This window comes from Luteolibacter sp. AS25, from assembly GCF_046736275.1.
Lineage (GTDB): Bacteria > Verrucomicrobiota > Verrucomicrobiia > Verrucomicrobiales > Akkermansiaceae > Luteolibacter.
This window is the reverse complement of record NZ_CP151837.1, coordinates 3324524-3350029: the sequence shown is the minus strand read 5'-3', so window position 1 is coordinate 3350029 and position 25506 is coordinate 3324524. Positions and strand designations below refer to the sequence as shown.

Here is a 25506-nt window from a genome sequence, read left to right as displayed (position 1 = left end):
CCTGTGGATTGGCTTGAGCAGCCAGCTATTTACGACCTTGTCAGCGCACCGATGACCGCTTCCCGCCTTAGCCAGCTTTTGCATTCCTTTCCACATGTGGAGGAAACCACACCCTTCGGGCCTGATGCACTCGTCCAGAAAGTCGGCGGAAAACTTTTCGCCATCTATGATCCTTCCGGCGATCCGCTGCGTGTGAACCTGAAGTGCGATCCGGACCGCTCCCTCGAGCTCCGCGAGAAATACGATTCCATTATTCCCGGCTATCACATGAACAAGCGTCATTGGAATACCCTGATACTGGATGGCACGATCCCGCCGGATCTGGTGAAAGAGCTCATCCAGCACTCCTACTATCTGGTTTATCGCTCTCTCACCAGGGCTGTCCGGAAAGAACTGGAAGGCTAGGCGGAGGAACAGCTCTTTTTCACAATCCAACGGCCCACTTGCTCCACGGCTCATATTCTGCTTTCCTAGTAGATATGGGGAAAATCACGACCCACGTTCTCGATACCATGGCTGGGAAACCTGCTGCGGGCGTACGTGTCAGACTCTTCCGCGGAGCGGAACTATTGAATGAAACTGTCACCAATTCGGATGGCCGTTGCGATTCTCCATTGATCGAGAATCCTTCCGCGGGATGCTATGAGATCGTGTTTTCAATCGGAGAGTTTTACCACATCCATGGCACCGAAAGCCCATTTCTGGGCGAGGTTCCCATTCGCTTTTCAGTGGAAGTCGGCCAACATTACCACGTGCCACTTCTCTGCACCCCTTGGTCCTACTCCACCTATCGCGGAAGCTGAAATCAATGCCAACTCCGCTACAAAATGCGCTCGATAGAATCGATATTCTCGGAGGCATCAGTGATCACCCGAAGCATCTCGTCCGCACCTTTCTCTCGCCGGCCAATCTCCTTGCCGCCCATCGGATGATCGATTGGATGGAAAGCATCGGCATGGAAACTTCCCATGCAGCCGATGGCACAGTCCTTGGCGTCTTAGCAGGCAGCGATCCTACCGCGAAGCCGCTGCTGATCGGCTCCCACATCGATACGGTCATAGACGCAGGGAAATACGATGGAGCCCTGGGGCTCATATCGGCACTTGCCGCGATCGAAACTCTTCGCGATCGATCCATAGTCCTTCCGTTTCCCGTGCATGTTCTCGCATTTTCCGATGAGGAAGGCACCCGGTTTCAGACAACCTACCTTGGCAGCCGCAGCATCGTCGAGGATCTCGATCCAACAACGCTCGCCCAAAAAGACAGTGCGGGGATCAGCATTTTCGAATCGCTCGAGGCGGATGGATGGCATGAGGGTGCGGAGAAGATTTTCTACGAAAAAGGAAGCACCCACGGCTACGTGGAGCTGCACATCGAGCAGGGCCGCGTGCTCGAAGAGGCAGGAGAATCTCTTTGCTCAGTCACCGGAATCAACGGTCAATCGCGTTTCTCCATCCTGATCACCGGCCGCGCCGATCACGCTGGGACCACTCCCATGGAGCTCCGCAGCGATGCGTTAACCGCTGCTGCAGAGTGTGTTCTGGAAGTTGAAAAAATAGCCAGGGAGCACACCGAGCTCGTCGCTACCGTGGGGAAACTGGAGGTCCAGCCCGGTGCATCCAACTCCATCCCGCAATCCGCTCTTTTCACCATTGATCTACGCCACCCGGCAGATTCCCAGCGCGCCCTCCACCAGAAAACACTGGAAAACACCTGCCGCGAGATTTGCAGGAAGCGCCAGCTGAAGATCGATTGGCACCTCGTCCAGGAAAACGACGCAGTCCCGTGCGATCCGGAGCTGACCTCACTTCTCCGCGCTTCCTCATTGAAAATCGCCGGCACGGATCGCCTTCTATCCAGTGGAGCAGGGCACGATGGCGTTGCCATTTCCCAAGCTATGCCGATCGGGATGATTTTTGTCAGATGCCGGGAGGGACTATCCCATCATCCGGCCGAATTTGCCTCGGAAGAGGATATCGCCTGCGGCATCGAAGTCCTGGCGGATTTCCTAACCAATTTCCGAAAATGAGCGACCACGATCTCATCATCCACGGCACCTCTGCCACCGGCGCGGCGCTCTCACTCGCCGTTTCCGAGGGTAAAATCTCAGCAATCGGCGCAGAAGTAGGAGGCTCCGCAGGAAGTGAAATCGACTACGGAAAATCCATGATCCTTCCCGGCTGGATCGATGCCCACGTGCACTTCAATGAGCCCGGCAGAACAGATTGGGAAGGTTTGCACAGCGGATCCCTCGCCCTTGCGGCAGGCGGTGGCACCGCGTTTTTCGATATGCCTCTCAATTCATCGCCTCCGGTCACCAATCTTGAACGCTTCCTTGAGAAACGCCGGATTGCCGAGGAAAAATCCCACCTCGACTTCGCTCTCTGGGGCGGACTTACCCCGGATTCTCTGGATTTCATGGAGGAAATGGCAGAAGGCGGCGCGATCGGCTTCAAAGCTTTCATGTGCCACTCCGGTCTCGATGAATATCAGGCCGCCACGGAATCCCCCCTGCGAAAGGGAATGGAAATCGCGCAGAAACTCGGACTTCCGGTGGCTGTTCATGCGGAAATTTCACATCCCGTCAATGTTTCCGGGAAAGACATGGCTGCCTGGATTGCCTCGCGCCCGCGCGAGTTCGAGCTCACAGCTATCCGTCTTGCGCTTGGACTCGCAGAGGAAACCGGCTGCGCCCTGCACATCGTTCACGTCACCTGCCACGAAGGGATCGATCTCATTTCCGTAGCCAAAGGCAGGGGAGTGGACGTGACGGTGGAGACATGTCCCCACTACCTGCTTTTAAGTGATCGGGATGCCTGCGAGATTGGTGCTCCCGCGAAATGCGCCCCGCCATTGCGGCCAGGTGCGACTATCGAGGAAATGTGGGAAAGGCTCCGCTCCGGCGCGATCGATACCATCGGCTCGGATCACTCGCCCGCGTCTCCTGATCTGAAAACAGGCGATGATATGTTCGCCATCTGGGGCGGGATTGCGGGTATCCAGCACGGCCTGCCGCTGGTTCTTGAGAAAGAAGCGGATCTCGCTGCCCAAACCCGGGGGAACATTGTGAAACGCTTCAAGCTGGAGGGGAAAGCTCCTCTGTCTATCGGCAGCAATGCGGATTTTATCGTCGTAAAACGACAAGAGCACCTGATTTCCGCCGATGAACTACTCACCAGGCACCGGATCTCTCCCTACGTGGGTAAATCCTCGGCGTTACAAATCGAGGCCACTTATCTCCGGGGGGAAAAGGTGACCTCCGCCACAAAAGGCCGTTTCATGAGGCCGGAAATTTTCTAGAAAATCACCATGAACACCCGCACCAGCGTAAAACTCCGCCACGCACTCATCGCGCCCGATGGCCACGTTCCCTCCAGCTTCCCCGGCTGGGAGAATGCCACCGGATACGTGATGCTTTCCCCCGGGATGGGAGCCTGCCTTTCGCAAATTCTCATCACTTTCGAAAAAAACGGCGGCTTCTGTCACTTCGATGAGGACGAGCACGAGCACGCCATTTACCTGGAAAGCGGCAGCTGCACCATCCATCGGCCGAACGAGCCGGACGTTGAGCTCGGTCCAACCGGTTTTGCTTTCATTCCTGCGGAAACGGATCTGCGCATCACCGGCACCACGGAAACCCGGATCACTCTTTTCCGGAAAATTTTCGAGCCCCGCCACGATCTGGAATTCCCTCCAGCAGTCTTTGGGCACGCCAGTGAAGTAGCCGATGAACCCTTCATGGGAAATGAGCGCGCCCGCCTCCAGGCCTTGCTGCCCATCGACCCACGTTACGATCTTGCCATCAATATTTTCACCTATCAGCCCGGCGCCACGCTTCCTTTCGTGGAAACCCACATCATGGAGCACGGGATGCTAATGCTCGATGGGCAAGGGATCTACCGGCTCGGTGACGACTATTATCCGGTGGAAGCAGGCGACGCCATCTGGATGGCTCCCTACTGCCCGCAATGGTTCGCCGCCATAGGAGACGAGCCCGCATCCTACCTTTACTACAAAGACATCCATCGCCTCCCATAGACCTGTAAAAACATGCCTGCCAAAAGCTTCATCACCATCAATGGCCGGCCAGCCGATATTTCAGCCGCGCCCCTGGAGGAGAGTATACTGGATTTCCTCCGCCGCACCGGCCTCACCGGCTCGAAAATCGGCTGCAACGAGGGCGATTGCGGAGCCTGCACCATTTTGCTTCTCGGAAACGAAGCTCCGCCCCGTGCGATCAATGGCTGCCTCGCGCTCGTGCATTCGCTGCTCGGCCGCGAAATCCTGACGGCTGAAGGCTTGGCTACGAAAAATGGAGAACTCCACCCGGCACAGCAGGCGATGATCGACTGCAATGGCTCGCAATGCGGCTACTGCACGCCGGGTATTGTCTGCTCACTGGCGGAATCTTCCGCGCGGGGAACTACCGGTGATTCCGCTGCCGTAGCGGATCAGCTTTGTGGAAATCTCTGCCGCTGCACCGGCTACCGGCCCATCCGAGAGGCGGCTGCCTCTCTCCCCGCGGATACGATCCCGCTCGTTTCACAGGAAATTTCCACGCCGGCTGGCACCGCGAAATATCACACTCCGCAGACTCTGGAGGAGGCACTTTTACTGAAATCCACCCATCCCGCCGCCCAATACATCGTTGGCGCCACCGAGATCGCCGTATTGATCAACAAGCAGCACCTCCGCCCCGAATTGCTCATTTCCCTCGAGCATATCCCGGACCTTCATGAATTCCAAGAGACCGAAGCCGGCTGGAATATCGGCGCAGCGCTGCCCCTGACAGATCTACAGGAGAAACTAAAAGGAGCACTTCCGGCAATGGACTCCATGCTCCGCCTGTTCGCTTCCCGGCAAATCCGCCATCGCGCTTCCCTGGGTGGGAATCTCGTCACAGCCTCGCCCATCGGCGATTCTCCGGCGGTGCTTCTGGCGCTGGATGCAAAAGTGGTTTTGGTATCACTGAACGGCGAGCGTATCGTCCCTCTCAGTGAATTTTTCACCGGGTATCGGAAAACAGTAATGGAGCCCGGCGAAATCCTGAAAACCATCGTGATCCCGCGTGGATTGCCCGGGCGTTGCGAGTTCTACAAGGTATCGAAACGCCGTGAGATGGATATTTCCACGGTATCCGCAGGAATTCGTATCGCTACGGACGATTCCGGAATTATCACCGAGGTCAGGCTGGCTTATGGAGGCGTGGCAGCTACCCCCGCCCGTGCTGTAAAAACAGAATCCGCGCTTCTTGGTAAGCCACTGGGCGCAGCTTCCAGCGATGAGATACTCGGGATACTCGCCAGTGAATTCGAGCCACTGAACGATCATCGCGCTACCGCCGCCTACCGCCAGAGCCTGATCCGGGATCTATTTTTGAAATACCTCAGCGGGGATGCTCAGACCATTCCAGAGCCGGTGCTGAACCGTCCGGTCTTTCACGCGGATGCGCCACCGCACGAATCCGCCCGCGGCCACGTGACCGGAGTCGCCCGTTACACACACGATATCGCCTTGCTCGGGCAGTCTCTGAACGTCTGGTTGGTGAGATCCACCTTTGCTGCCGGAAAATTGGAGGCTGTCGATGTATCTGGAGCGCTAGGCCAGCCGGGAGTCCATGCCGTCCTCACTGCGGAAGATATTCCGGGCCACAATAACACCGGCCCATCCCGCCAGGATGAGCCACTGTTCGCCTTCGGAAACATTGAATTTCACGGCCAAGTGATCGCCGCTGTGGTCGCGGAGACGATGGAGCAGGCCCGGCTGGCAGCCACTCATGTGATAATTTCCTGCGAACCCTCGGTGGCAATCATCGGCATTGATGCAGCCATTTCCGCGGATTCGTTTCATACAGATCCGCACGTGCTACGGCGTGGCGAGGTGGTTGAGGCGCTGGCGCAGGCACCGCAGGTGATTGAAGGGGAATTCCACATCGGCGGGCAGGAGCAATTTTATTTGGAAACCCACGCCGCTCTCGCGGAGCCGGACGGGGAGGGAGGGGTATTTATCCGCTCTTCCACCCAGCACCCCAGCGAAACGCAAACGATTGTGGCAGAAGTCCTCGGCTGCGCGCGGCATCAGGTGGTAGTCGAGTGCCCGCGCATGGGCGGCGGCTTCGGTGGGAAGGAAACCCAGGCTAACCCTTGGGCGGCGATTTGTGCCCTGGCAGCGCTGCGAACCGGGCGCGCAGTGACCATGCAGCTGGATCGTGACCACGATATGGAATCCTCCGGAAAGCGGCATCCGTTTTTCGCGAAATACAAAGTCGGATATCATCCGGACGGCATGCTCGAAGCAGCTGATATACAGTTATTTTCGGACGGAGGCTGGTCGTTGGACCTTTCCCAGCCAGTCAATGACCGTGCGCTGTTCCACCTGGATAACGCCTACTATATCCCGAGCGTCCGCTTCTTCGGCCGGGTGTGCAAAACCAACGTAACCTCGCACACCGCGTTCCGTGGATTCGGCGGGCCGCAGGGGGTTCTGGTCATTGAGGAAATCATCGGTCGTATCGCCGGCGAGCTGGGAATTTCCGCTGAAGAAATCCGACGGAAGAATCTCTATCGCGGAGCGGGGGAGACCAATACCACCCATTACGGCGCGGAAGTCAGCGATAACCGGCTGACACGGATATGGGACGAGCTACTCACCTCATCGGATTTCACGAAACGGAAAACCGAAATCGCCAGCTGGAATCGCGAGCACCTTCACACAAAGCGCGGGCTGGCCATCACACCGGTGAAATTCGGAATCAGCTTCACACTCAAGCACTACAACCAAGCCGGCGCTCTGGTGCTCATCTATGCGGATGGCTCAGTACAAGTGAACCACGGCGGCACGGAAATGGGCCAGGGCCTGCACTCGAAAATTCTTTCCATCGCGATGCGTGAACTAGGTCTCTCAGCGGACCGCATTCGGCTCATGCACACACGCACCGATAAGGTGCCGAATACTTCCGCGACTGCTGCCAGCTCCGGCTCCGATCTCAATGGAATGGCTGTCGCCGATGCCTGCGGGAAACTCAAGGCGAGGCTCGCCACCCTTGCCGCAGTAGAATTCGGCTGCGCTGCTGAGGAAATCGTTTTTGAAAACGGCTTTCTGAAAAGCCCCTCCGGAGAGGTATTGGCCTTCTCCGATATCGCCGTGATGGCTTACACCCAGCGCATTCAGCTTTCTGCTACCGGATACTATCGCACGCCGGATTTGAAATGGGATTGGTCTCAGGAAAACCCGAAAGGCAGGCCGTTTTTCTACTACGCCTTCGGTGCCGCCGTCAGTGAGGTGGAGCTGGATGGTTTTACCGGCAGTCATCACATCCGCAGGGTGGATGTCCTCCACGATGTCGGGGATTCTCTGAACGCAGCGATCGATCGCGGGCAGATCGAGGGCGGCTTTGTGCAGGGAGCTGGCTGGCTCACCTCCGAGGAGCTGAAATGGAGCGCGGAGGGGCGGCTACTCACCCATAGCGCCAGCACCTATGCAATCCCGAGCTTCTCGGATGCGCCACTGGATTTCCGGGTGGACCTTCTCAAAAATGCCACCCAGAAGGGCACTATCCACGGCTCAAAAGCAGTGGGAGAACCTCCGCTGATGCTCGCGATTTCCGTGAGAGAAGCTCTCCGCGATGCCGTCCATGCCTTTGATGGTAATCAAAATCTACCATCCCCACTAACTCCGGAAGTGCTGAAATTGGCGATCGGACCGCAGAGCATCGCCGGGCATTGATCTTCCGGCCCGGGAAACTTGGTGGAATAAATCCAATGGGGAGGGCATCCCATTGGACCTATGACCGAATTCAAAATTCACGATCTCGAATCTGCTCCCTTGAATAGCAAACCTCTCCTCGAAAAGTCCGTAAAAGGCTTCGGGATGGTTCCAAACCTTCACGGAGTCATGGCTGAAGCTCCGGAACTGCTTGAGGCTTACCAGATCATCCACGGCTTGTTTCAGAACACATCATTTAATGCCGAAGAACTGACGGTTGTCTGGCAGACAATCAATGTGGAGCACGAGTGCCATTACTGCGTGCCTGCACACACTGCTATCGCACACATGATGGATGTGAATCCGGCGCTCACCGAGGCTCTCAGAAATAAGCAACCAATGCCGACCGAGAAGCTCCAGGCACTGCACGAGACCACTTTAGCCCTCGTCCGGAATCGCGGCCATTTGAGTGAGGAGGAAATCGGGAAATTTTTCGCCGCAGGATACGCCCAGCGCCAGATCCTTGAGATCGTGCTCGGCATTTCCCAGAAAGTCATGAGCAACTACACGAATCATCTGGCCGAAACACCTACCGACGAGCCTTTCCAGAAATTCGCCTGGAAGCCCTAGTCTGGAATATCAGCCAAAGGACTCGGCGGTGGCCATCGGGTCGTCTGAGTTCCTGATAAGCGGAAGAGTGTAGGGCATGGTCACTTCGGTGACGAATTCCGGCGGGTTTGGATCCGTGACCAGGCGGTGAAGCAACTCTGCTGCTATCGGATACCATCTGGCGGCCTCGCCTTTCCAGGGGATCTGAACTCGTTTGTGGTTCGAATCAGCACCGGTGCGGATGAAATCAATTTCCTCAGCGAGGATTTTTTCGAAAAGCTCTCTGGAGACCCGGCCGTGGTTCACCTCTGCCCAGAGCTCCCAGCGGCTGCGTTCGGTAGTGGCGAGATCGTCCATCACCCGGACGAATACAGTTTTGCCACGGGCGTTTTCCATGGTGGTGGGCAGAGCTACGCAGCCATTTCCGCAGAGCCAATCGCAGAGGTATTGCAGGGCTTGGAAAATATTATAGCGCACCTCTTCCGGATCATCGTTTGCGATGACATCGGAGGTCTCGATGGTGGCGGCTAACACGCTGCGAGCGTAATTCGGATCCTGATCGTCCAGGCCCGCCACGTCTTTTGAGAATACAAATTCGATGAGAGGACTGTGCTCCACAGGATCCGGGACCAGTGCTTTTATAAGCCGGGTCACGACTTCCGGGCCTCTTCTCCAGGCCTCGACAAGTGCCAGTCCGGTTCGGACGAAAGCCGGGTGAGCTACCCAGAATCCGTTTAGACCGCGCTTCAGCTGGGTGGTGACATCGCGGATGTAGCCAGTCATGCAGACTTCGTAGGAGTCCGCGTTTCCTTCCTCGTAAAGGATTCCATACATCCCACCAATGCGGATGGCATCGATGGGAGCCAGAGCATCGACGAGGATTTTGTGGGATTCGCGTATGTGGTTGATGACGATGTTCGGATCCGCCTTTACGGGGATTCGGTAGCGGGGATCGTTTTTGAAAAGTCGTGCGGCAGAGGCGAGGAAATCGTGCCAGCCGAGGCTGCCGCCCAGGAAATGAGGGTGGAGGGCCTTCGCGATTTCGCTGATACGGAAAATGGCTCGGGGATTTTCGAAGACGATGAAGAGCTTCACGGTTCCCGGTTGATAAGAGCTGTTCACCGCCTGGATTTTCCGCTCGGCGCAGTCGATGAGCTGCTTGAGGTAGAGGGCTTCTTCCTCGTTCTCCAGCTTCGGCACATAGAAAACGAGGGCTTCCGGACGGTGATGGTTGTGCCAGAGGTGAAGTGCGAAATCGAAGAGATGCAGCGGCAGCGGATTGCCGTTGATCAGGTGGCTTCCATCCGGGAGGGCGAGCCCGGGGATGCGTTTGATGGGTTTTGAGAGCCCTGCGTGATCAAGTTCGTAGATTTTCCCGCTCTTTTCATCTTCGTGGCGGAGGGTGCGGTCAAAGCAGCCGATGAGGTTTTCGCAGGCGTGAAGGAAGTCCTCCATGATGGGGGTTTTGGAATCCTCGTTGTCCGCTCCCCAGCGCGGGACTTGGCCGGCGGCCTCTGCGAGTTCCGTAACGAGTGGATGCTCGTCGGAGCTGCGCCGGTTGAAGGCGTTCATCGCGTTGATGGACATCTTTGCTGTGTCCGGCGGGCCGAAAAGTGTCACCTGATCGCCTGCGAGAAATTCCGGGATATCCACTCTTTCGGGAGGAACTCCAGCTGGTGGTAGCGGGCCGATGACGATTCTGCCCTTCGAATCGGTTTTTCCCAAAACGGTTCCGTAGTCTGCGGAGGTGTAGGAGAGGGAGGTGTTTCCCTCCACAAAAGCAGCGGTTTCAGTGTCCATGAAGGCGCGATCCACCACGCGCTGTTCCAGAACTTGATTCAGCTGTAGCTTCATCTCCGTGTAGACGGCGGTGACGAACTGGAGGGCTGCGTCGGTTTCGATATTCGGGAATTTTTCCCTCAGTCCCGGGGCGATGCGCAGGCCTCCGATGGCTGATGCCGGGGTTGCTTTGTTCCATAATTCCTTCAGCAGGGATTCGGAGAGAAAGCGGGTGTAGGCGGGAATTTCCGGGGTGAAAACCAGGTCTTCGATCCGCAATCTGGCGATCTCGTGGATCTGTCGGATAGCTTCGGTGATTTCCTGCTCTGCTGTGTTTTCGAGGCGGGCTTTGAAGGCACGGAGGACACCGGATTTTGTGGTCAGCCGGGCGCAGATGATGAAGGGGAATTCGAACTTCTGGCTGTATTCTGTGTTCAGACGGTCGAATTCCCTGAATTCCGCGTCGGAGAGCCGATCGAGGCCGAGTCCGGCCTGCTCGCGGGTGGATTCCTCGGTCAGCGCGCCGGCCCGGGCGAGTTTCCCCCCCAGGTCCGGGTGGGCTCGGATAAGATGCAGCTTATCCGCCGAGCTCGCTGCATCGACTATGTCCCGCATGGAAATGACGAGAGATTCACGGGAGTTAAAAGGTGAAGAGCGGAAGGCTGCCTGCGAGACCCAGGCGGAATGTTCGTAGATTCCAGCCAAAGTTTGGGTGAATTCATTTTCCGGAAGGGAATTGAGCTTGGACAAAGGAATCATTTGCGTGAAGTTCTCAGAAATGGCGAAGCTTGAAAGCAATCAATACGGAAAGTGCCGCGTTCGCGTGCTGAAAGTTATGCGGGGTAAGAAGCACAAGGTGTGCGAGCTTGAGGTGGATGTGCTTTTGCGCGGCGATCTCGATGGTTCTTACTTCAGTGAAGACAATTCCTCCATCGTGCCGACGGATACTGTGAAGAATACGGTCCATACTCTGGCGCATGATTATCTGGGTACTTGCCGGGTGAGTTTTACGAAGATTGTGGGTGAGTATTTTCTCAACAAATATGAGCACCTGGATGGTGCGACCGTGGAGGTCCGCGAGCGGCGCTGGGGCCGTATGGAAATCGATGGCGAGGAGCATCCGCATGCGTTTTCCGAGGAGGCCAATGGAACCTGGATGGCACGTGGGGAATTCGACCGAGATGAGGAGCCTATGCTCAGCGCCGGCATCACGGACCACCTGATAATGAAGACCACTGAGTCTGGTTTTGAAGGTTTCAATACCTGTGATCTGACGACTTTGCCGCCTACTTCCGATCGCATTTTTTCAACGCGGATGACTGCGGAGTGGTTCTATGATATCGATGCGCAGGAGTATAAATCCGCGGACGAAACGGTTCTGCAGAGTGCGCATAAGATTTTTGCCACGACTTACAGTCCCTCCGTTCAGCGGACCTTGTTCGAGATCGGTGAAGCGGCTCTGGCGGCAACGCCCAGCATCGAGAAGATCGCCTTGAATTTGCCGAATGTGCATTTTCTCGGAATGGATCTCAGCAAGCTGAACCGTCCGAACAATACGACTCTCTTCCTGCCGACAGATGAGCCATTCGGTGAAATCGAAGCGGTGGTAACCCGATAATTTTTCCGAGAAATGCCCCGGAATACTGATATTTGGGGAAAGATTTCTGCGCTGCGGCGGGACGGGGTCGGCATGGTTGTCGTCACTGTCACCGCATGTCGTGGCAGCGTTCCGGGGAGCCTCGGGGCGAAGGCGATCATCACCCGCGAGGGTCTTGTCGAAGGGACTTTGGGCGGCGGAAAAGTCGAGGCACGGGTCATTGAGGAGGCATTGGAGATGCTTGGCGGAAGCCAGCGATGCACGACGAAGAAGTGGAATCTTCAGCAAGACGTCGGGATGACCTGTGGTGGGGAAATGGAGTTTTCCTTCGAGCTAGTGGATGCCGGGAAGCGTTGGCATATCGTAATCTTCGGGGCAGGTCACGTGACTCAGGCTTTGGTCCCGGTGCTTTCGGCGATGGAGTGCAGCATTGATGTGATCGAAGAGCGGGAGGAATGGCTGGAGCAGCTACCGGTCCGCGAAAATGTCCTGAAACATCTGGTTACCTCATTTCCGGAGGGGTCACGATTTGTAACAGGGAAAAGCATGGTTCTATCGATTACCAAGGGTCATGCGAGTGATAGACCGGTCCTGGAGGAGATCCTTGGGAAATATCCGGACATCCCGTTTCTGGGAGTGATCGGGAGTAGGTCGAAACGGGCGGTGCTTTTCCGTGAGTTACGGGAAAATGGAATCTCCGAAGATTTGCTCGAAAAGGTTGTTTGCCCGCTGGGCCTCCCATTGGGTGGGAACGATCCTGCGGAAATCGCAGTCAGCATCGCTGCGCAGCTTCTCCAGCAGAGAGGCGCGGCCGATGAATTAGAAGCGTAAGGTCGTCTGCAAGATGAAGGCGATCGCGTCGTCGGGTGGATCGACGAAATTGGTCTGACCACCCGGGTGCAAAACCCATTGCACGCTTGGCTGCAGCGTCCACCAGGCGGTGAGCTGAGCTTTGTAGGATAGCTCGATAACACCCTCGTAATCGGGGAGTTTGAAGTCCGTGCCGTAGGTGCCGTTGATTTCTGCAACGGAATCTCCGATATCATTGCTGATCTGAAGGTAGGAAAGGCCGAGGCCCAGGGTATCCCAGTCCCTGCCCGGAATGAGACCCTTGAAAACAAATCCGCCATCAATACCGAACTGGGTCAGATTCCGGTCCTTCGGAGCTGCGGAAACTCTGAAAAATCCGAGTCCTCCCTGCATGGCCGGATCGTCCCTGCCTTCCTCAAGCCAGAGATATTGTTCCGCAAGCAGATAGCCTCCGAAATTTCCCGAGTGATCCTTGGCGGGTGTGGCAGGGAGACCAATACCTTCAGCGAAGACCACGGATATTCCTTCATTCACATCCGTGAACTCATCGGTGTGGTAAAACCCGCCGACTTTTACGCTGCCAGGTAGGCCCTGCGTATCGCCCCAGCGGAAACCGGTCTCCGCATAGATCAGAGCACCCTCATCTCCATCCAGGCTGAAGTCAGTCCCGTGATAGCTATCATCCGGGTTACCTTCGTATAGGGCCGCCTGGACATACCAGCCGTCAGTGGGCTCGATCCTTACGAGCACGCCGAGTGCGCCGTAGGGAGTGGAGGGAAGTGAATGGTTGGCATTCGGGAAACCGGGGATCTGGTAGAGATTGAAAGCCAGTGTGGGGTAAAAGAACGTCTGGTTGAGAAAATTGATCGATCCAAGGGAGTTGTAATACTCGGGGACAATAAAATCACGGTCCACGGACATGAGGCCGGCCTTCAGCGTCACCTTGTCATCGAACATTTTCTGGGAATACCAAAGTTCCCATAGGCGGAGCTGGTTTGAAAAATCCACCAGATTCGGCTTGTTGAGATCGCCGATATGCCTGTCTGAAAACCCTTCCTGTCCATCCAGCCAGACACCGCTGGCGTAGAATGTGCCACCCTCGTAGCCGGCGAGTTTTTCCGAATCCAGGGTCATCGTTGCCAGAAGTGCTCCCTGATAGTCTGTGCCTGTGCGAATTCCACCATCCACGTTGCTCGGTAGAGAGCCGAAGTAGAAGAGCTCGAAATCGATCCCGCGGTCGATCAGATCGGTCCGCCTTCCTCCCCAGTCACCGAGGAAGTAATCGCCTGTCATCCAGTCCATCACAGCCGATTCTTCGGCCGGAAGATTACTAACAGAAATCGTTAAGGCTGCGGCAATTACAAAAATTTTCCTCACCTCTGATTGATAGGCAGCTATTCGCGTTTGAGCAAACCTTTAGCGATTCCCTTAAGGAGCAGGCCCATCGTGGAGAAGTAGCTTTCGGTGATATTTGATGAAAGATACGCGAGGTAAATATCATTAGATGAAGACCAGTTTTTCGAGGCAAAATACATCGGCTTCTCCTTCACGCGATACTTCGACTTATGGAAAGCCAAACCCTTGAAATTATAGATATCGTTTCCGTATTTCTCACTGAGTTTGAAAAACAGAACGGCCATCTTGTCATCATTGTATTTCCCTATGTCCAGTCGGACGAACGGTGCCAGACATAGATTCAGGACTTCTTTGCCTTCCTCGCGGAAAATATCCACTGCTTCCATGTGCACTGCGGTTCCCAGGCGGCCGAAACGTTTCTCATCGCAGCGAGAGGTGTTCGCCGAGTATCCGACTACCTCGCCATCGCGATAGATCGGATCATAGAACACGAATCCCACGATTTCTCCGTCGCTGTCATAGGCCACGAATTTCCGCACGTCAGGCTCGCTGCCCCAGTATGGTTTGCGGGCATATATCCAGATTTCACGGTCGTTGAGGATCTTGTTGCCGAGCCATTTCGAGGAAATCGCCTGGAGTTTGCTCGGATCGAGTTCCTCCAGATTCTCTTCACGGATAACGATTCCGTTCCGCTTTGCCTCGTTCCTGGCGCGTTTGATCATGTCCAGGGACTTCCAGTTTCCCTTGGTGTTGTAGGTCTGGATCGGCAACTCCGGCTCCGGGCCCAGGCAGTTGATCTTGTAGCCGCGGATACGCAGCTCCTCCGCGCAGAACTCGGAAATGACGATGAAGGCCGCCTCAGGCTCGTCCTCAAGGAAACGGTCGATCAACTTCGATAAATTTTCCTGGGCACAGACAGGATCGGATAGGATAATTCTCTTCGATTTCCGGGCAAATACCGGATGGGTCACAGTGGTGAAGGCTATATAGCCGAGTTCATCGTCGATGAAATACTCCATGCCATCCTGGATAGTGGCATAGGAGAGCGCTTCCCTCCCATACTTCCGGAGGAAAGGAGAGAGCTTATCCCACTTTTCTTTTCCTTTGAATTTCTCCGCATCTTCTCCCAGGACCTTATGAATCGCCATTTCGTGTTGAATAATAGTAAAGCTTTAGCAGCTAGCATCCCCTGCACCACCTTTTATATATCGATAAAATCCAAAACTACCGCGTTGACGATTTCTGGAACTTCGACCGGTGCATAGTGGCTTGCGCCTTCAAGAATTTTTAGTGAGGCATCCGGGATCAGGCTTTCCATGCGCTTGCTTTCTTCCCGTGTCACAATATCGGACTCGCCTACCACGAGCAGGACGGGGCATTGGATGGATTGAAGTTCACCTTCGGAAAAATCAGGAAGAGTGAGCCACATGGTTTTCAGTTTCCCGAAGACTACAGGCCAGTGATCGGGGCCATCCGGGGATAGTGCCTTGTAGCCACCGCTAAGGATTTCAGGGAAATTCTCAGCAGTGGAGCCTTCAACCTCGGCACGGAAGTCATCAGTCATGCCTTCAGGTCGTGAATGGGCGCCAAGGGTGACGACCTTCGAGATCAGGTCCGGCCGCATCATTGCCATCTTCATTCCTGTGACTGCGCCATCGCTCCAGCCGACTACTGCCACATTCTTCAGGCCCACGTGGTCAAGAAGTTCGCAAAAATCCGCGGCCATCGAATCGAAATCAATCGGCCCGTCGACATCCGGTGAGCGTCCATGACCCCGCGCGTCAGGCACGATCAATTCGTATTTTTCCGCCAAGGCGGGAATCTGGCAGAACCAGCTCTCAATGGTGGCGGCTCCTCCGTGAAGCAGGAGAACTGGTTTTCCTGCTCCAAAGCGCTCGAAATAGATTTCGGCATCCCGGAGCTTGAGGATCCGGCCGGGTTTTCGGCCCGGAATTTGATCGATGGTAACGGAATCAACCGAAGAGAGATCTGCTTCGGAAGGGTCTAATGTTGGTGAGTTATTTTGGGGTTGATCCATGGGGAAACGTGGATGCTGTCCGAGGGGGGCGGACAGGTTTTGGAAATAGTAAAGTGCAGTGAAATATATCGCCTCATTTCTGTATTCATTTCAAGCACAACGACATACGAATGATACTTTCCGATATTTTTGAAAAATATGCAGGGTTTGCTGATCTAATCAGTCAGAAAAAAAGGCGGATAAATGCGGTTTACCGCTTCGTAGCTATTTGACACGATCCCGCAAGATTCTGAAATCCAAGGGGATCAGAATCGGATTTCAGAGAAATCTGGCTCTTGGGCTACTCGCTGCCGCCAACCTTGATTCTGGCCGGGACTTCCTTGATTTTTATCCCTGCTCTGCCGAGCGATTCCCAGATTTCCAAAAGTTTTTCGAGTGGTAGGCGGCGGTCTGCTTCCAATTCCAGCTTCCGGCCGGGATTTTGCTTCTGGTAGGCCTGGAGATAGGAGTCCAGGAGCCCTTTCGGAACTAGAAGCGAGTCCAGAGTGATGTTCCCCGTGGCATCCACCGCGATGATGGAGCGGGTCTCGGTGACGGTTTCCGAAGGGATCTCATTTACCGTGGGGAGCTCGATCTGGAGGATTTCCCGGGGCTTTTTAAAGGTGGTGGAGACGATGAAGAAAACCAGCAGGATGAACAGGATATCGATCATCGGGACGATCGGCACCTGAGCCCTGCTGCGCTGGACGCGATAGAATTGCATGAAAGCTGGCCTTATTTTTGGGGTTTGGCGCAAATGGCGACGAATCCGGCGAGCACGGCTTCCATGCGGGCGGTGAGGCTCTCGATACGGCGCGAGAAATAGCTGTGGGCGATGACCGCGGGGACGGCGATAGCGAGGCCGAAGATGGTGGTGTTCAGTGCTTGGGCGATGCCGAGAGCGATGGCGAGGTGATCGGTGGTTTCACCCAGGCCCTGGAAGATGACAACGAGGCCGGAGGCGGTGCCGAGCAGGCCGAGCAGTGGCGCGACGGTGATTACGACATCCAGCACGCCGATGCCGCTGTGCATGCGGACAATCTCCTCGCGCGCAGCGGCTTCCACCGCACGGGTGATCTCCGGTTCGGTTTTCCCATGATTCTTCGCAGCGATCAGGCCGAGGCGGGCGAGGGTGCTACCGCCACGCTCCAGTTGATTGGTCAGTTGCTCCGGACTCACGCTTTTTGCGGACTCCATATTTTTGGCGAGGGATTGGGGGACGATGCGTGCTCTGGTGAGAGACATGGCTTTGAAGCCGATCGCGGCGAGGCCGGCGAAGGAGCAGAAAATGAGCGGATAGATGAAGAATCCTCCTTTTTTCAGGTATTCAAATACGGCGTCTGCTGGGGTGATAGCGAATAGGTCCATTCGGGTGTGTGTGTTCTTTTAAAAGTTAAATCTGAAAACGATTTCGAGCGCGTCGCCGCCCATTTCCTCGCGGACAGCGGCTGGCATTGCGGGGATGTCCGCCTCGCGGATGGCGGCGAATGTGAAGCCGCGTTGGATCTCGCCAGTGAGTTCCTGGCCTACGGATTCGACAAGCTTCACATGACCGTCCTGTTGTATCAGGAAGCGGATGGTGAGGTAGCCCGGGGTGATGAAGTCGCGGTGTTTCACGCAGTTCCGCTGCCAGGCAAGCTCGACGGCGCGGCTGATCTGGGCCTGGTATTTCCCCATCGGGGTGGCGTTGACATTCAACGCGCTGTTTCCGGTGCGTGAGATATTGCCGAGGATAGCTGTTTTGCTTTGATTACCGCGGAAGGCGGGATCGTCGATTGGTGGAAGGCGTGGCTTTGGCGTGGGGGTGATCTGCTGTTTTTCTTCCACTTTTTTCTCGGCGATGGCATCTGGTGTTCCATCGCGGGCGATTGCTTCCTCCCGTGGTTTGATATCATCCATGTAGTCGGCTTTCGGGACCGGCAGATCGACGGGGAAGGGGCCGCCTAGTATTTTTTCCCGGATGGATGTGAAACTTTTCTCCTGCTCGCCTGGTTTTGGGCTCTTTTCTCCTTTTGCGTTCTCGGGAGCGGTTTTCGTGGGGCTCGGAGGAGATGGGTCTGTAGGGGTTGGTTCGGTTTTGGGAATTGGCTTTCCAGTGGCGCCCATGCGGCCGTCCTGATACTGGCTTTCGGTGGTTTCTATCTCGTCCCCCCTTGGTTCCCTGCCTGTCTGGGATGGCATATCTGGTGCACCTTCCGTAGGAGCGCGGTTGCTGGTGGCACGGGTGTTGCGCTCACCCATGAATCGCCTGCTGGAGGGTGGCGGCTCGGCTGTCTCCTGATCGGGCGAGGTGCGGACGATTTCCGGTTTTTCGGTCTTTGCTTCAGGCTTTTTCTCCTCAGGAACCGGTATCAGCATTTCCGGAGAAATGGTGACGAACTGCTCGGGAGGGGTTGGAGGTGCTATCACCTTTTTGCGGCGCTCTAGCTCCGATTTAATTGATTCGATGCTGACCCAGGCGAAGAACAAGAGGTTCAGGACCAAAGAGATGAGAATGGCGATCGCCCAAAGGCGCGCCTCATCTCCACCGGGTCTTGATACGGCTCTGGCCATGTGAAGACATTGCCGTTTTTTTTGAAGGGTGCAATAACTGGATTTGTGACTTTCCAGTGGGTCGGAGGCTACGATTTCGACCGCGGAATTATCCGCCGAGGTAGCTCATTTCCGCTTTTTTCATGGCTACCTTCCCGCGCAGCTCAGAGTAGCGGTCTTCGCGTGAGGTCCAGATGTCGCGGATGGCTCTGGTGATGGTTTCCTGTGGCTGATCGGAGCGGAGGATGCTGCGGATATCGTGGCCTTCCGCAGCGAAGAGGCAGGTGAAAAGTTTTCCATCCGCGGAGAGCCTCATACGTTGGCAATCCGAACAGAAAGGTGCGCTGACGGATTGGATGAGGCCGATTTCCTCGGTGGAGTTGTCGTGCTGCCAGTTTACGGCCACCTCGCCACGGTAGGCTGCGGCGCGGGGGCTGAGCTGGAATTCCGTGGAGAGAATTTCCATGATTTCCGCTCCGGTGACGACTTGCGACATGTCCCAGCCGTTGGTTTCACCGACGTCCATGTATTCGATAAAACGGAGGTCCACTCCGGCGTTCTTTGCCCAGCGTGCCAGCGGGAGGATTTCGCCTTCGTTTACGCCGCGCTGGATCACGGCGTTTACCTTGACGGGTAGGCCGAAGGTTTTTGCTGTCATGATACCGGAAACGACCCGCTCCACCTTTGCTCCGGTTCCGTTCATTTTGCCGAAAATTACAGGGTCCAGCGCGTCAAGGGAGACGGTGACGCGGTTGAGGCCGGCGAGGGCGAGTTCTTCGGAATGATGGGCAAGCAGCACACCATTGGTGGTCATTGCGATGTCCTCCACTCCCTCGATGGCCGAGATCATGGCGATGAGATCGGCAATTCCACGGCGCAGCAATGGCTCGCCACCGGTGAGGCGGATTTTTCCCACCCCCATGGGAACCGTGATCCTGACGAGCCGAATGATTTCCTCGAAGCTCAGGAGCTCGCCTTTCGGGAGAAAGGCGTATCCGGGGCCGAAAACTTCCGCCGGCATGCAGTAACGACAGCGGAAATTGCACTTATCGGTCACGGAAATGCGTAAATCACGCAGCCCTCTTCCCAATTTATCCTTAACTTCCATTTTTATATCTTACAGCAGGTGACGTTCCGCAATCACGCGAGGGATGGAAAGTTCTAACAGAATGTGCGGGAATGTCCTGCATCCATTGACACTGCTAGCTTTGTTTGATAGTCAAAACCTATGGAGGACCCCTCGTTTACCAAGGAATGGTTTGTTACACACAATGGCCAGCAGTTCGGCCCCGTTTCCCTGGATGACTTGAAATACGAGGCGGAGCGCGGTGAGCTGAATCCACGTCTGGATATGGTTTGGAAAAACGGAATGGAGGACTGGATCCCATCCGGTGATATCGAGGGGCTATTCGAGAAGAACGAGGGGGCCCAAAAAGAGGAGAAGCAGAAGGAGGAAGTAGCTGCGAATGCGACGGATTTCCATCCTGAGGAAACGAGGAAAAAACGGATGATGATGAACGGAAAATGGGGTGGCACCAGCCGCAGCGCCTTTATTTTCCTCTGCTATATTTTTCCGTTTCTCTGGATACTTGGAATCTCTTATGGGGCGAAGTTTTTACGGGGATCTGTTGATGAAAAAATGCTGGGATTTGGCATGGCGGGGTTGGCTATGGTGCCCCTCATCATCTGCGTGATCGTGCTTTTCCGCCGCTTTGTTAATCTTGGCATGTCCCGGCTATGGTTTCTGGGTCTGTTTGTTCCATTGCTCAATATCTGGCTGGGATCGCGCCTTTTCGCGTGCCCGGAAGGCTATGCGCAGCACAGAAAGCTGGATCTGATCGGCTGGATGCTGGCTGTTCTATACTGGGTGCCACTGGTTTTCTCGGTGCTTGCAGTTGTCTTCGCCGTCTACACCCTCACCCAATCCCCGCCGGAAGATCCGTATCGGGAGACGATTGAAAATTTCATGAGGAAATATCAGGAACAATTCAAGCCAAGTGATACAGACCTCCAAGGAAACGGATGAAAAGCTAGCCGCCTCCATGGTGGCAGCAAAGGCAGCGGACACGCTCGTACCACCGGTGGAAATCTGGTGCCTGCATGGTGCGGTGGGAGCTGCGTCCGATTGGCGCTCCATGGCGAAGGCGATGGCGGGATACGGGATATCTACACGAGCGGTGGATCTCTGGAGATTTCTCCAATGCGATAGCGTTTCCATGCCGAACTTCGGCAAGCAGCTGAATGCGGATGCGGAGGGCGAGGTTTCGCGCGGGCAGAAGCGGGTGCTCGTTGGATATTCCATGGGCGGGAGGCTCGCGCTGCATGCTTTGCTGGAGGGTGGGCCGTGGGATGCAGCAGTAATTATCTCCGCAAATCCGGGCCTGAGGGATGCCGGCGAAATTTCCACGCGTCGCGGGCAGGATACTGTCTGGGCGACGCAGGCGCTGACATTTTCATGGAGCGAATTTCTGGAGAAATGGAATAGCCAGGGAATCCTCGGCGGGGCGATGCGTGATGAACGCGAGGATAAAAAGCTCATACAGCGCCGGCGTGAGATCGCCAGAAGCTTTGTCGATTGGTCTGTAGCGAATCAGGAACCGCTATGGGAGCGGCTTCCGGAAATAAAAATTCCACTGCTGTGGATAGCAGGGGAAAATGATGGGAAGTTTACAAAAATCGGCGAAGAAGCGGCCGGTCGGATCGAATCCGCCGAGTTTGCGATCGCGCCACAGAGTGGCCATCGCGTCCCTTGGGAGAACGAGGAATGGATGGCCGGGAAGCTCCGTGACTGGTTGGCAACGGTCTAGGACCGCGTGGTTTACGCCAGGTCTGTCACCAGAACTTTCGTCCAGCGGTGCTTGTTGCCGCCGATGAATGCCTCGTGGACGGGTGCAACCTGATACTCATCGTGCTCTTTCACGGAATCGAAATACATCACTGTCGCGTAGTCCCAGGTGTTATCCACCGCAGGGCGTTCCATGACGGGTGCCGGAACCGACCAGCGGCCGCCGGTGCAAAGTGGAGTGGTAAAAAGTGAATCGAGGCCTTTTTCGAATTCGGCGCGGGCCTCTGCGGTTTGGTGCTCTTCCTTGAGCCAGAAATATACGTGGTGTTCCATATGGAGTAGAAAGTAAACGGGGGCAGAAATCAGTGGAAGGAAGATTTGGTCAGTTTCATAACATACTGATCGCTCCCGCCATTAGAAAAGCTGCGGCTATTACCAAGAAGAGCAGCGTACGAAACAAGTGGAACCCACAGGCACGAGGGCGAGGCATTAGCAAAGTTCCCAGACCGAGGGAGACGAATGCACAACCGTAGAGTATGGCGGAAATGCCGGTAACCTCGGCTCCTTTTACCGTGATCATCTGCCTGAAGATTCCTCCGAATCCAATCCACAAGGCGAAGCAGGGAATTGGGACGCTCAAAACGAGCCATCCCACACTATTGTCAGTGAGGCTGAATTTCAGAGATCTCCACAGCCGTTTTAGCATAAACGTTATTTACCAGTCGGTGCCGATGCCGTGTTTCTCGGCAAGCTCCAGAAGTTCTGGCTTCATCGGCCATTCGTCGCAGCGCTCGCTGACGGCGTGGCGTTTGCTTGCGCCTTTGAGTTTCATGCAGCCGGTGTTGTCGCCGATTTGCTTCACTGCCTCGATTTCTTCGGCTGAGAGACGGACGTCGGGCATATTTCCATAGTCCTTGATCTTCTCTTCTACTGCTTTGGCGGATTCTCCTGCTTCCTGAATGAAGGTCGGGATCACGCATTCCACCGGGCTCTGGCTGAGATTCCAGATGCAGGCGAATTCGATGAGGCTAAGGTTATATTTTTCAGCAATCGGGCGCATTTTCTCGATTTTTTCCATGCCGCGTTCCACCCAGCCTTCCGGGCGGTATGTGCGGTGGTCGCCTGGTTTGAAAACGTGGTCGGGTCCGCCGATATCGTCGTGGAAAAGGCCGCCGTAATCGACTACGCGGGTCATCACCTTGATCCCCTGCTTTTCACAGACAGGGAGCAGGAGGTCGGATGGCCAAGGCTCGAGGGGATTGAGAATCAGCATGGTCCAATCGATGATTTCCCCGAATTTTTCGTAGAACTGGAGAAGATCGAGAGTGAAGCCATTGGCCGGGCCGGGAGCCATGCCAAGGCGTTCGGTGAGGCCGCTGTCTTTGGCCTGCGACATGGCTTTCCAGACATCTTCCGAGGTGTATCCGGCTTCGTCCGGGTTGTGGAGCATCAGGAGATCGAAGTGATCTGTACCGCAGCGCTCGAGGGATTTCGAGGTGGCGCGCTCGACGAATTCCGCGTAGCCGTCCGGGCCGCGAAGCTCGGGGTCCGTGAAGCGCGGGTAGCCCTGGCTGCCTTTTCGCTGACCATCGTAGAAATCATGGCCGATCATGCCGACGAGTGAGTAACTGGAGCGATCAATGCCCTTCAGCGCAAGGCCGAGGGCGTCATCGGCCTTGCCGTTTCCATAAACATCGGAGGTTACGAATGTCCGGATGCCGGCTTCGTAGGCGGTCTGGATGGTTCCGATGAAGCGTTCTTCGGAAAGGGTTTCTCCAAAATGCATGAAGCGGCCTCCGCTCCAGGTTCCGTAAGCTGTGTTGGTAAGGTCCATGATGCTGATATCGTTGATTCGCGCGAAGCATCGGCCCTGCATGCCAGTTTCCGCAAGCAGGAATCCATTCGTGCGAAGCCGATAGCAAAAGATGCGGAAAACGGCAGGCTATTCCGTGGTGAAATCCGGATAGGCGTTCGAGGCGTGCTCCGAGAAATCCAGCCCGTCTTCCTCTTCCTCCTCGGTGGCACGGAGACCTACCGTGGCTTTGATGGCAAGGAAGCCGAGATAGGAAATCCCGAAGGCGGCCCCACAGATGGAAAATGTGCCAAGTGCCTGGACTCCGAGGTTGGAAATGCTGAAGCCATCCTGATTGAAGATTGCGACGCAGAGCGTGCCCCAGATTCCATTGAAGAGGTGGACGGGAATTGCGCCCACCACATCATCGAGCTTGAGACGAATGAGCATATCTTCACCAATGGAACTGATAATACCGGCCATGGCCCCAATGATAAGAGCTGAAACAGGGGTAACCATATGACAGCAGGCGGTCACGGCCACTAGCCCTCCAAGTACACCGTTGAGCATGCGGCTCGGGTTCGGCCGTCCATCGCGGAACCAGAAAGCGAGGGTGGCGAAAAGGCCACCTGTGGAAGCCGCCACCATGGTATTCACGCCGATGCGGCCCAGTGATGCGCCTACGGCAAGATTGGAGCCGCAGTTGAAACCAAACCAGCCGAAGGTGAGGATGAGTGTGCCGAGAGCGGCGAGGGGAATATTGTGTCCGGCGATGAGGCGTGGAGTGCCATCCGATGTGAAGCGTCCTTTCCGTGCGCCGAGGACCATAATCCCTGCCAGGGCGCATGCTCCTCCAACGCCATGAACGACGGTCGAGCCCGCGAAGTCCACGAACCCGAGTTTTTCAAGCCAGCCGGCATCGCCGCCAAATCCTTCTTCCAGCCCGCCGGCGAATGATCCCCACGCCCAGTGGCCCAGAATGGGGTAGATGAGTGCGGAAATCATCACGGAATAGATGAGGTAGCCGACAAACTTGGTCCGCTCTGCCATGGCTCCCGAGGCGATGGTGGCGGCGGTGGCCACGAAGACCGCTTGGAAAAGCCAGAATGTCCAGATTCTGGAATCTTCACTGAAGGAGGAAAGCCAGGCCACGTCTCCGCCAATGAAGCCGCCCAGAGAAGATCCGAACATCAGGGAAAATCCGAGTAGTAGAAACGAAATCATCGCCACGCAGAAATCCGCCACGTTCTTCATGACGACGTTCAGGCAATTTTTTGCCCGCACGAAACCAAGCTCAAGCAGGCAGAATCCCGCCTGCATGAAGAAGACCAGCGAAGCACAGAGAATCACGAACATGCCATCTGTATCGGTCCGCAGATCCGCATCCACGGAGGCGGTCGCAGGAGGCTCGGCGGGTGCTTCCGTGGTAGAGGAATCGGCAGGCTTTTCCTGAAATAGTAGCTCGTTCACACCCGTTTCGATGCGTTGGAGTGATTGCTCTATTCCTTGCAGCGGAGGATTTGGCTCCTGCGCCGTTGCAGCCGGGAGAGCGAGGATCAGTAGTAGGAGAAATGCGGAAATCTTGGAAGACATGGGGATGGGAATCAGGAATTGAATGCTTTTGTGAGTTCGTCGCGGGCCTCTGCGGCGAGGGCTTCCCGTTTGCGGCGATCCGGGACCTTATCGAGAATGTGACGGGTGACTTCCTCCAGGCTGGCGTCGGGAACCGGTCCGCTGATTTCCAGGGAATCCAGAACCCGCTGGATGATGCGCTTCGTTTGTGAGCGGGAAACAACCGAGGCGAGGAGATTGATGAGTTGGGGCTCGAAGCGTTGCCAAGTCTCTCCGTCGCTCATTGCTTCAGTGGCTGGTATTTCCGGTAGGGAGTCATCAAGGACCTGTTTCAGAAATGTCCTGCATTCCGCCACGATGCTTTCCACCCGATCCGGATTATTGCGGAATCTGAGCATCAGGCCGCCGACATCGTTCCAGACAATCAGAAGTGTGCCGCCGGCGAATCGCAGGTATATTTCCTGACCCAGGCGGCCACCAGCGCGGTAATCAGAAGTGAGTCCGCCAATTTTCCGTGCAATTTTTTCGGCCTCCGAATCGGAGATCGAGAGGGTGCTATCGATCAGCTCGGTGCCCTGCATGACACAGCCATCCGTCGCACCGCTGTGCGAGCATAGTTCGACGAGCCTGACGCCCATCGGTTTGAAACCAGATGCCATATGTTCAGCTCAGTTGGTTGATCGCGCCTTGGAGGCTTTCGTGCTTGCCGCGTAGCAATGCAGCGCTTTTGTCCTCACGGAATCCTACGAGGATGGATGAGTCCCGGAGGACAGTGAATTTCATTCCGCCCATCCCGAGTGATTCGCCAAGACTTTCGAGGTGATAACCGAGGAAGCCTGATTCCGCATTTAGAAAGGCTAGTTCCTCAGGGGTGAAATCTTCCGTGGTTTCTGGGGCAGACGCCGATTGGCGTTCTTGGAGCTGAAGCATTTTGAATGGAGGGGGGGAAGGTG

25 protein-coding genes are annotated in these 25506 nt (G+C 55.8%); 11 read left to right on the top strand and 14 right to left on the bottom strand.

Features of this window, described 5'->3' with window-relative positions; genetic code table 11:
• Window positions 1–3 precede the first annotated feature (3 nt).
• The 7 genes from AAGA79_RS15420 to AAGA79_RS15390 all read left to right on the top strand — a co-directional run bounded on the left by AAGA79_RS15420 (window position 4) and on the right by AAGA79_RS15390 (window position 8334).
• Window positions 4–405, top strand: a complete 402-nt coding sequence (locus tag AAGA79_RS15420; RefSeq protein WP_411826710.1) for an MmcQ/YjbR family DNA-binding protein — start codon at window positions 4–6, stop codon at window positions 403–405.
• A gap of 74 nt (window positions 406–479) precedes the next feature.
• On the top strand, window positions 480–803 hold the full coding sequence (gene uraH / locus AAGA79_RS15415; protein WP_411826709.1) for a hydroxyisourate hydrolase: 324 nt from the start codon (window positions 480–482) through the stop codon (window positions 801–803).
• A gap of 5 nt (window positions 804–808) precedes the next feature.
• Complete coding sequence (locus AAGA79_RS15410; RefSeq protein ID WP_411826708.1) at window positions 809–2029, top strand: M20 family metallo-hydrolase; 1221 nt, start codon at window positions 809–811, stop codon at window positions 2027–2029.
• Window positions 2026–3300: an allantoinase AllB gene (allB, locus tag AAGA79_RS15405; protein ID WP_411826707.1), complete on the top strand. Its 1275-nt coding sequence runs from the start codon at window positions 2026–2028 to the stop codon at window positions 3298–3300. Before AAGA79_RS15410 ends, allB begins: the two co-directional genes overlap by 4 nt.
• Before the next feature lie 9 nt (window positions 3301–3309).
• Window positions 3310–4038: a (S)-ureidoglycine aminohydrolase gene (gene allE / locus AAGA79_RS15400; protein WP_411826706.1), complete on the top strand. Its 729-nt coding sequence runs from the start codon at window positions 3310–3312 to the stop codon at window positions 4036–4038.
• Window positions 4039–4050: 12 nt separating this feature from the next.
• A complete protein-coding gene (xdhB, locus tag AAGA79_RS15395; protein ID WP_411826705.1) occupies window positions 4051–7725 on the top strand; it encodes a xanthine dehydrogenase molybdopterin binding subunit in 3675 nt (1224 codons plus the stop codon).
• Between the two features lie 60 nt (window positions 7726–7785).
• Window positions 7786–8334 carry a carboxymuconolactone decarboxylase family protein gene (locus tag AAGA79_RS15390; RefSeq protein WP_411826704.1) on the top strand — a complete coding sequence of 183 codons (549 nt, stop codon included), beginning with the start codon at window positions 7786–7788 and terminating at the stop codon, window positions 8332–8334.
• A 9-nt stretch (window positions 8335–8343) separates the two neighbouring features.
• Here the strand turns inward: AAGA79_RS15390 and uraD are convergent, their stop codons facing one another.
• Window positions 8344–10842 (bottom strand): 2-oxo-4-hydroxy-4-carboxy-5-ureidoimidazoline decarboxylase, encoded by a 2499-nt coding sequence (gene uraD, locus AAGA79_RS15385; RefSeq protein ID WP_411826703.1) that lies wholly within the window; start codon window positions 10840–10842, stop codon window positions 8344–8346.
• A gap of 13 nt (window positions 10843–10855) precedes the next feature.
• Here uraD and pucL point away from each other — a divergent pair, with 13 nt between their 5' ends.
• Both pucL and AAGA79_RS15375 read left to right on the top strand, forming a co-directional pair.
• Window positions 10856–11710, top strand: a complete 855-nt coding sequence (pucL, locus tag AAGA79_RS15380; RefSeq protein WP_411826702.1) for a factor-independent urate hydroxylase — start codon at window positions 10856–10858, stop codon at window positions 11708–11710.
• A 12-nt stretch (window positions 11711–11722) separates the two neighbouring features.
• Window positions 11723–12520 carry an XdhC family protein gene (locus AAGA79_RS15375; RefSeq protein WP_411826701.1) on the top strand — a complete coding sequence of 266 codons (798 nt, stop codon included), beginning with the start codon at window positions 11723–11725 and terminating at the stop codon, window positions 12518–12520.
• Here AAGA79_RS15375 and AAGA79_RS15370 read toward each other — a convergent pair.
• The 7 genes from AAGA79_RS15370 to moaA all read right to left on the bottom strand — a co-directional run bounded on the left by AAGA79_RS15370 (window position 12509) and on the right by moaA (window position 19518).
• A complete protein-coding gene (locus tag AAGA79_RS15370; RefSeq protein WP_411826700.1) occupies window positions 12509–13801 on the bottom strand; it encodes a carbohydrate porin in 1293 nt (430 codons plus the stop codon). The two genes, AAGA79_RS15375 and AAGA79_RS15370, sit on opposite strands and share 12 nt — an antisense overlap.
• 92 nt (window positions 13802–13893) lie before the next feature.
• Complete coding sequence (locus AAGA79_RS15365) at window positions 13894–15003, bottom strand: phosphatidylglycerol lysyltransferase domain-containing protein (protein ID WP_411826699.1); 1110 nt, start codon at window positions 15001–15003, stop codon at window positions 13894–13896.
• A gap of 53 nt (window positions 15004–15056) precedes the next feature.
• Window positions 15057–15893 (bottom strand): alpha/beta fold hydrolase, encoded by an 837-nt coding sequence (locus tag AAGA79_RS15360; RefSeq protein ID WP_411826698.1) that lies wholly within the window; start codon window positions 15891–15893, stop codon window positions 15057–15059.
• 280 nt (window positions 15894–16173) lie between these two features.
• Window positions 16174–16596, bottom strand: a complete 423-nt coding sequence (locus tag AAGA79_RS15355; RefSeq protein WP_411826697.1) for an ExbD/TolR family protein — start codon at window positions 16594–16596, stop codon at window positions 16174–16176.
• Window positions 16597–16607: 11 nt separating this feature from the next.
• Window positions 16608–17240 (bottom strand): MotA/TolQ/ExbB proton channel family protein, encoded by a 633-nt coding sequence (locus AAGA79_RS15350; protein ID WP_411826696.1) that lies wholly within the window; start codon window positions 17238–17240, stop codon window positions 16608–16610.
• Window positions 17241–17258: 18 nt separating this feature from the next.
• Entirely contained in the window at window positions 17259–18425 is a 1167-nt protein-coding gene (locus AAGA79_RS15345; protein WP_411826695.1) for a hypothetical protein, read from the bottom strand.
• 88 nt (window positions 18426–18513) lie between these two features.
• Window positions 18514–19518: a GTP 3',8-cyclase MoaA gene (gene moaA / locus AAGA79_RS15340; RefSeq protein WP_411828239.1), complete on the bottom strand. Its 1005-nt coding sequence runs from the start codon at window positions 19516–19518 to the stop codon at window positions 18514–18516.
• Between the two features lie 114 nt (window positions 19519–19632).
• On the opposite strand from moaA, the gene AAGA79_RS15335 reads away from it, so the two are divergent.
• Both AAGA79_RS15335 and AAGA79_RS15330 read left to right on the top strand, forming a co-directional pair.
• Window positions 19633–20430, top strand: a complete 798-nt coding sequence (locus AAGA79_RS15335; protein ID WP_411826694.1) for a GYF domain-containing protein — start codon at window positions 19633–19635, stop codon at window positions 20428–20430.
• A complete protein-coding gene (locus tag AAGA79_RS15330) occupies window positions 20402–21211 on the top strand; it encodes an alpha/beta fold hydrolase (RefSeq protein ID WP_411826693.1) in 810 nt (269 codons plus the stop codon). Before AAGA79_RS15335 ends, AAGA79_RS15330 begins: the two co-directional genes overlap by 29 nt.
• An 11-nt stretch (window positions 21212–21222) precedes the next feature.
• Here AAGA79_RS15330 and AAGA79_RS15325 read toward each other — a convergent pair whose 3' ends face one another.
• The 6 genes from AAGA79_RS15325 to AAGA79_RS15300 form a co-directional block, all read right to left on the bottom strand.
• Window positions 21223–21522 carry a Dabb family protein gene (locus AAGA79_RS15325; RefSeq protein ID WP_411826692.1) on the bottom strand — a complete coding sequence of 100 codons (300 nt, stop codon included), beginning with the start codon at window positions 21520–21522 and terminating at the stop codon, window positions 21223–21225.
• A 55-nt stretch (window positions 21523–21577) separates the two neighbouring features.
• On the bottom strand, window positions 21578–21895 hold the full coding sequence (locus AAGA79_RS15320) for a hypothetical protein (RefSeq protein WP_411826691.1): 318 nt from the start codon (window positions 21893–21895) through the stop codon (window positions 21578–21580).
• A 9-nt stretch (window positions 21896–21904) separates the two neighbouring features.
• A complete protein-coding gene (locus tag AAGA79_RS15315) occupies window positions 21905–23023 on the bottom strand; it encodes an aldo/keto reductase (RefSeq protein ID WP_411826690.1) in 1119 nt (372 codons plus the stop codon).
• Between the two features lie 108 nt (window positions 23024–23131).
• Entirely contained in the window at window positions 23132–24574 is a 1443-nt protein-coding gene (locus AAGA79_RS15310) for an ammonium transporter (RefSeq protein ID WP_411826689.1), read from the bottom strand.
• Window positions 24575–24585: 11 nt separating this feature from the next.
• Window positions 24586–25212, bottom strand: a complete 627-nt coding sequence (locus AAGA79_RS15305; RefSeq protein WP_411826688.1) for a hypothetical protein — start codon at window positions 25210–25212, stop codon at window positions 24586–24588.
• A gap of 4 nt (window positions 25213–25216) precedes the next feature.
• On the bottom strand, window positions 25217–25483 hold the full coding sequence (locus tag AAGA79_RS15300; RefSeq protein WP_411826687.1) for a hypothetical protein: 267 nt from the start codon (window positions 25481–25483) through the stop codon (window positions 25217–25219).
• Window positions 25484–25506 lie beyond the last annotated feature (23 nt).

What these genes read in the sequence shown, in the direction of transcription:
- uraH (WP_411826709.1), top strand. Translation starts at nt 480, where the DNA reads ATGGGGAAAATCACGACCCACGTTCTCGATACCATGGCTGGGAAACCT.
- AAGA79_RS15410 (WP_411826708.1), top strand. Translation starts at nt 809, where the DNA reads ATGCCAACTCCGCTACAAAATGCGCTCGATAGAATCGATATTCTCGGA.
- allB (WP_411826707.1), top strand. Translation starts at nt 2,026, where the DNA reads ATGAGCGACCACGATCTCATCATCCACGGCACCTCTGCCACCGGCGCG.
- allE (WP_411826706.1), top strand. Translation starts at nt 3,310, where the DNA reads ATGAACACCCGCACCAGCGTAAAACTCCGCCACGCACTCATCGCGCCC.
- xdhB (WP_411826705.1), top strand. Translation starts at nt 4,051, where the DNA reads ATGCCTGCCAAAAGCTTCATCACCATCAATGGCCGGCCAGCCGATATT.
- AAGA79_RS15390 (WP_411826704.1), top strand. Translation starts at nt 7,786, where the DNA reads ATGACCGAATTCAAAATTCACGATCTCGAATCTGCTCCCTTGAATAGC.
- AAGA79_RS15375 (WP_411826701.1), top strand. Translation starts at nt 11,723, where the DNA reads ATGCCCCGGAATACTGATATTTGGGGAAAGATTTCTGCGCTGCGGCGG.
- AAGA79_RS15370 (WP_411826700.1), bottom strand. Translation starts at nt 13,801, where the DNA reads ATGGACTGGATGACAGGCGATTACTTCCTCGGTGACTGGGGAGGAAGG.
- AAGA79_RS15365 (WP_411826699.1), bottom strand. Translation starts at nt 15,003, where the DNA reads ATGGCGATTCATAAGGTCCTGGGAGAAGATGCGGAGAAATTCAAAGGA.
- AAGA79_RS15360 (WP_411826698.1), bottom strand. Translation starts at nt 15,893, where the DNA reads ATGGATCAACCCCAAAATAACTCACCAACATTAGACCCTTCCGAAGCA.
- AAGA79_RS15355 (WP_411826697.1), bottom strand. Translation starts at nt 16,596, where the DNA reads ATGCAATTCTATCGCGTCCAGCGCAGCAGGGCTCAGGTGCCGATCGTC.
- AAGA79_RS15350 (WP_411826696.1), bottom strand. Translation starts at nt 17,240, where the DNA reads ATGGACCTATTCGCTATCACCCCAGCAGACGCCGTATTTGAATACCTG.
- AAGA79_RS15345 (WP_411826695.1), bottom strand. Translation starts at nt 18,425, where the DNA reads ATGGCCAGAGCCGTATCAAGACCCGGTGGAGATGAGGCGCGCCTTTGG.
- AAGA79_RS15335 (WP_411826694.1), top strand. Translation starts at nt 19,633, where the DNA reads ATGGAGGACCCCTCGTTTACCAAGGAATGGTTTGTTACACACAATGGC.
- AAGA79_RS15325 (WP_411826692.1), bottom strand. Translation starts at nt 21,522, where the DNA reads ATGGAACACCACGTATATTTCTGGCTCAAGGAAGAGCACCAAACCGCA.
- AAGA79_RS15320 (WP_411826691.1), bottom strand. Translation starts at nt 21,895, where the DNA reads ATGCTAAAACGGCTGTGGAGATCTCTGAAATTCAGCCTCACTGACAAT.
- AAGA79_RS15315 (WP_411826690.1), bottom strand. Translation starts at nt 23,023, where the DNA reads ATGGACCTTACCAACACAGCTTACGGAACCTGGAGCGGAGGCCGCTTC.
- AAGA79_RS15310 (WP_411826689.1), bottom strand. Translation starts at nt 24,574, where the DNA reads ATGTCTTCCAAGATTTCCGCATTTCTCCTACTACTGATCCTCGCTCTC.
- AAGA79_RS15305 (WP_411826688.1), bottom strand. Translation starts at nt 25,212, where the DNA reads ATGGCATCTGGTTTCAAACCGATGGGCGTCAGGCTCGTCGAACTATGC.
- AAGA79_RS15300 (WP_411826687.1), bottom strand. Translation starts at nt 25,483, where the DNA reads ATGCTTCAGCTCCAAGAACGCCAATCGGCGTCTGCCCCAGAAACCACG.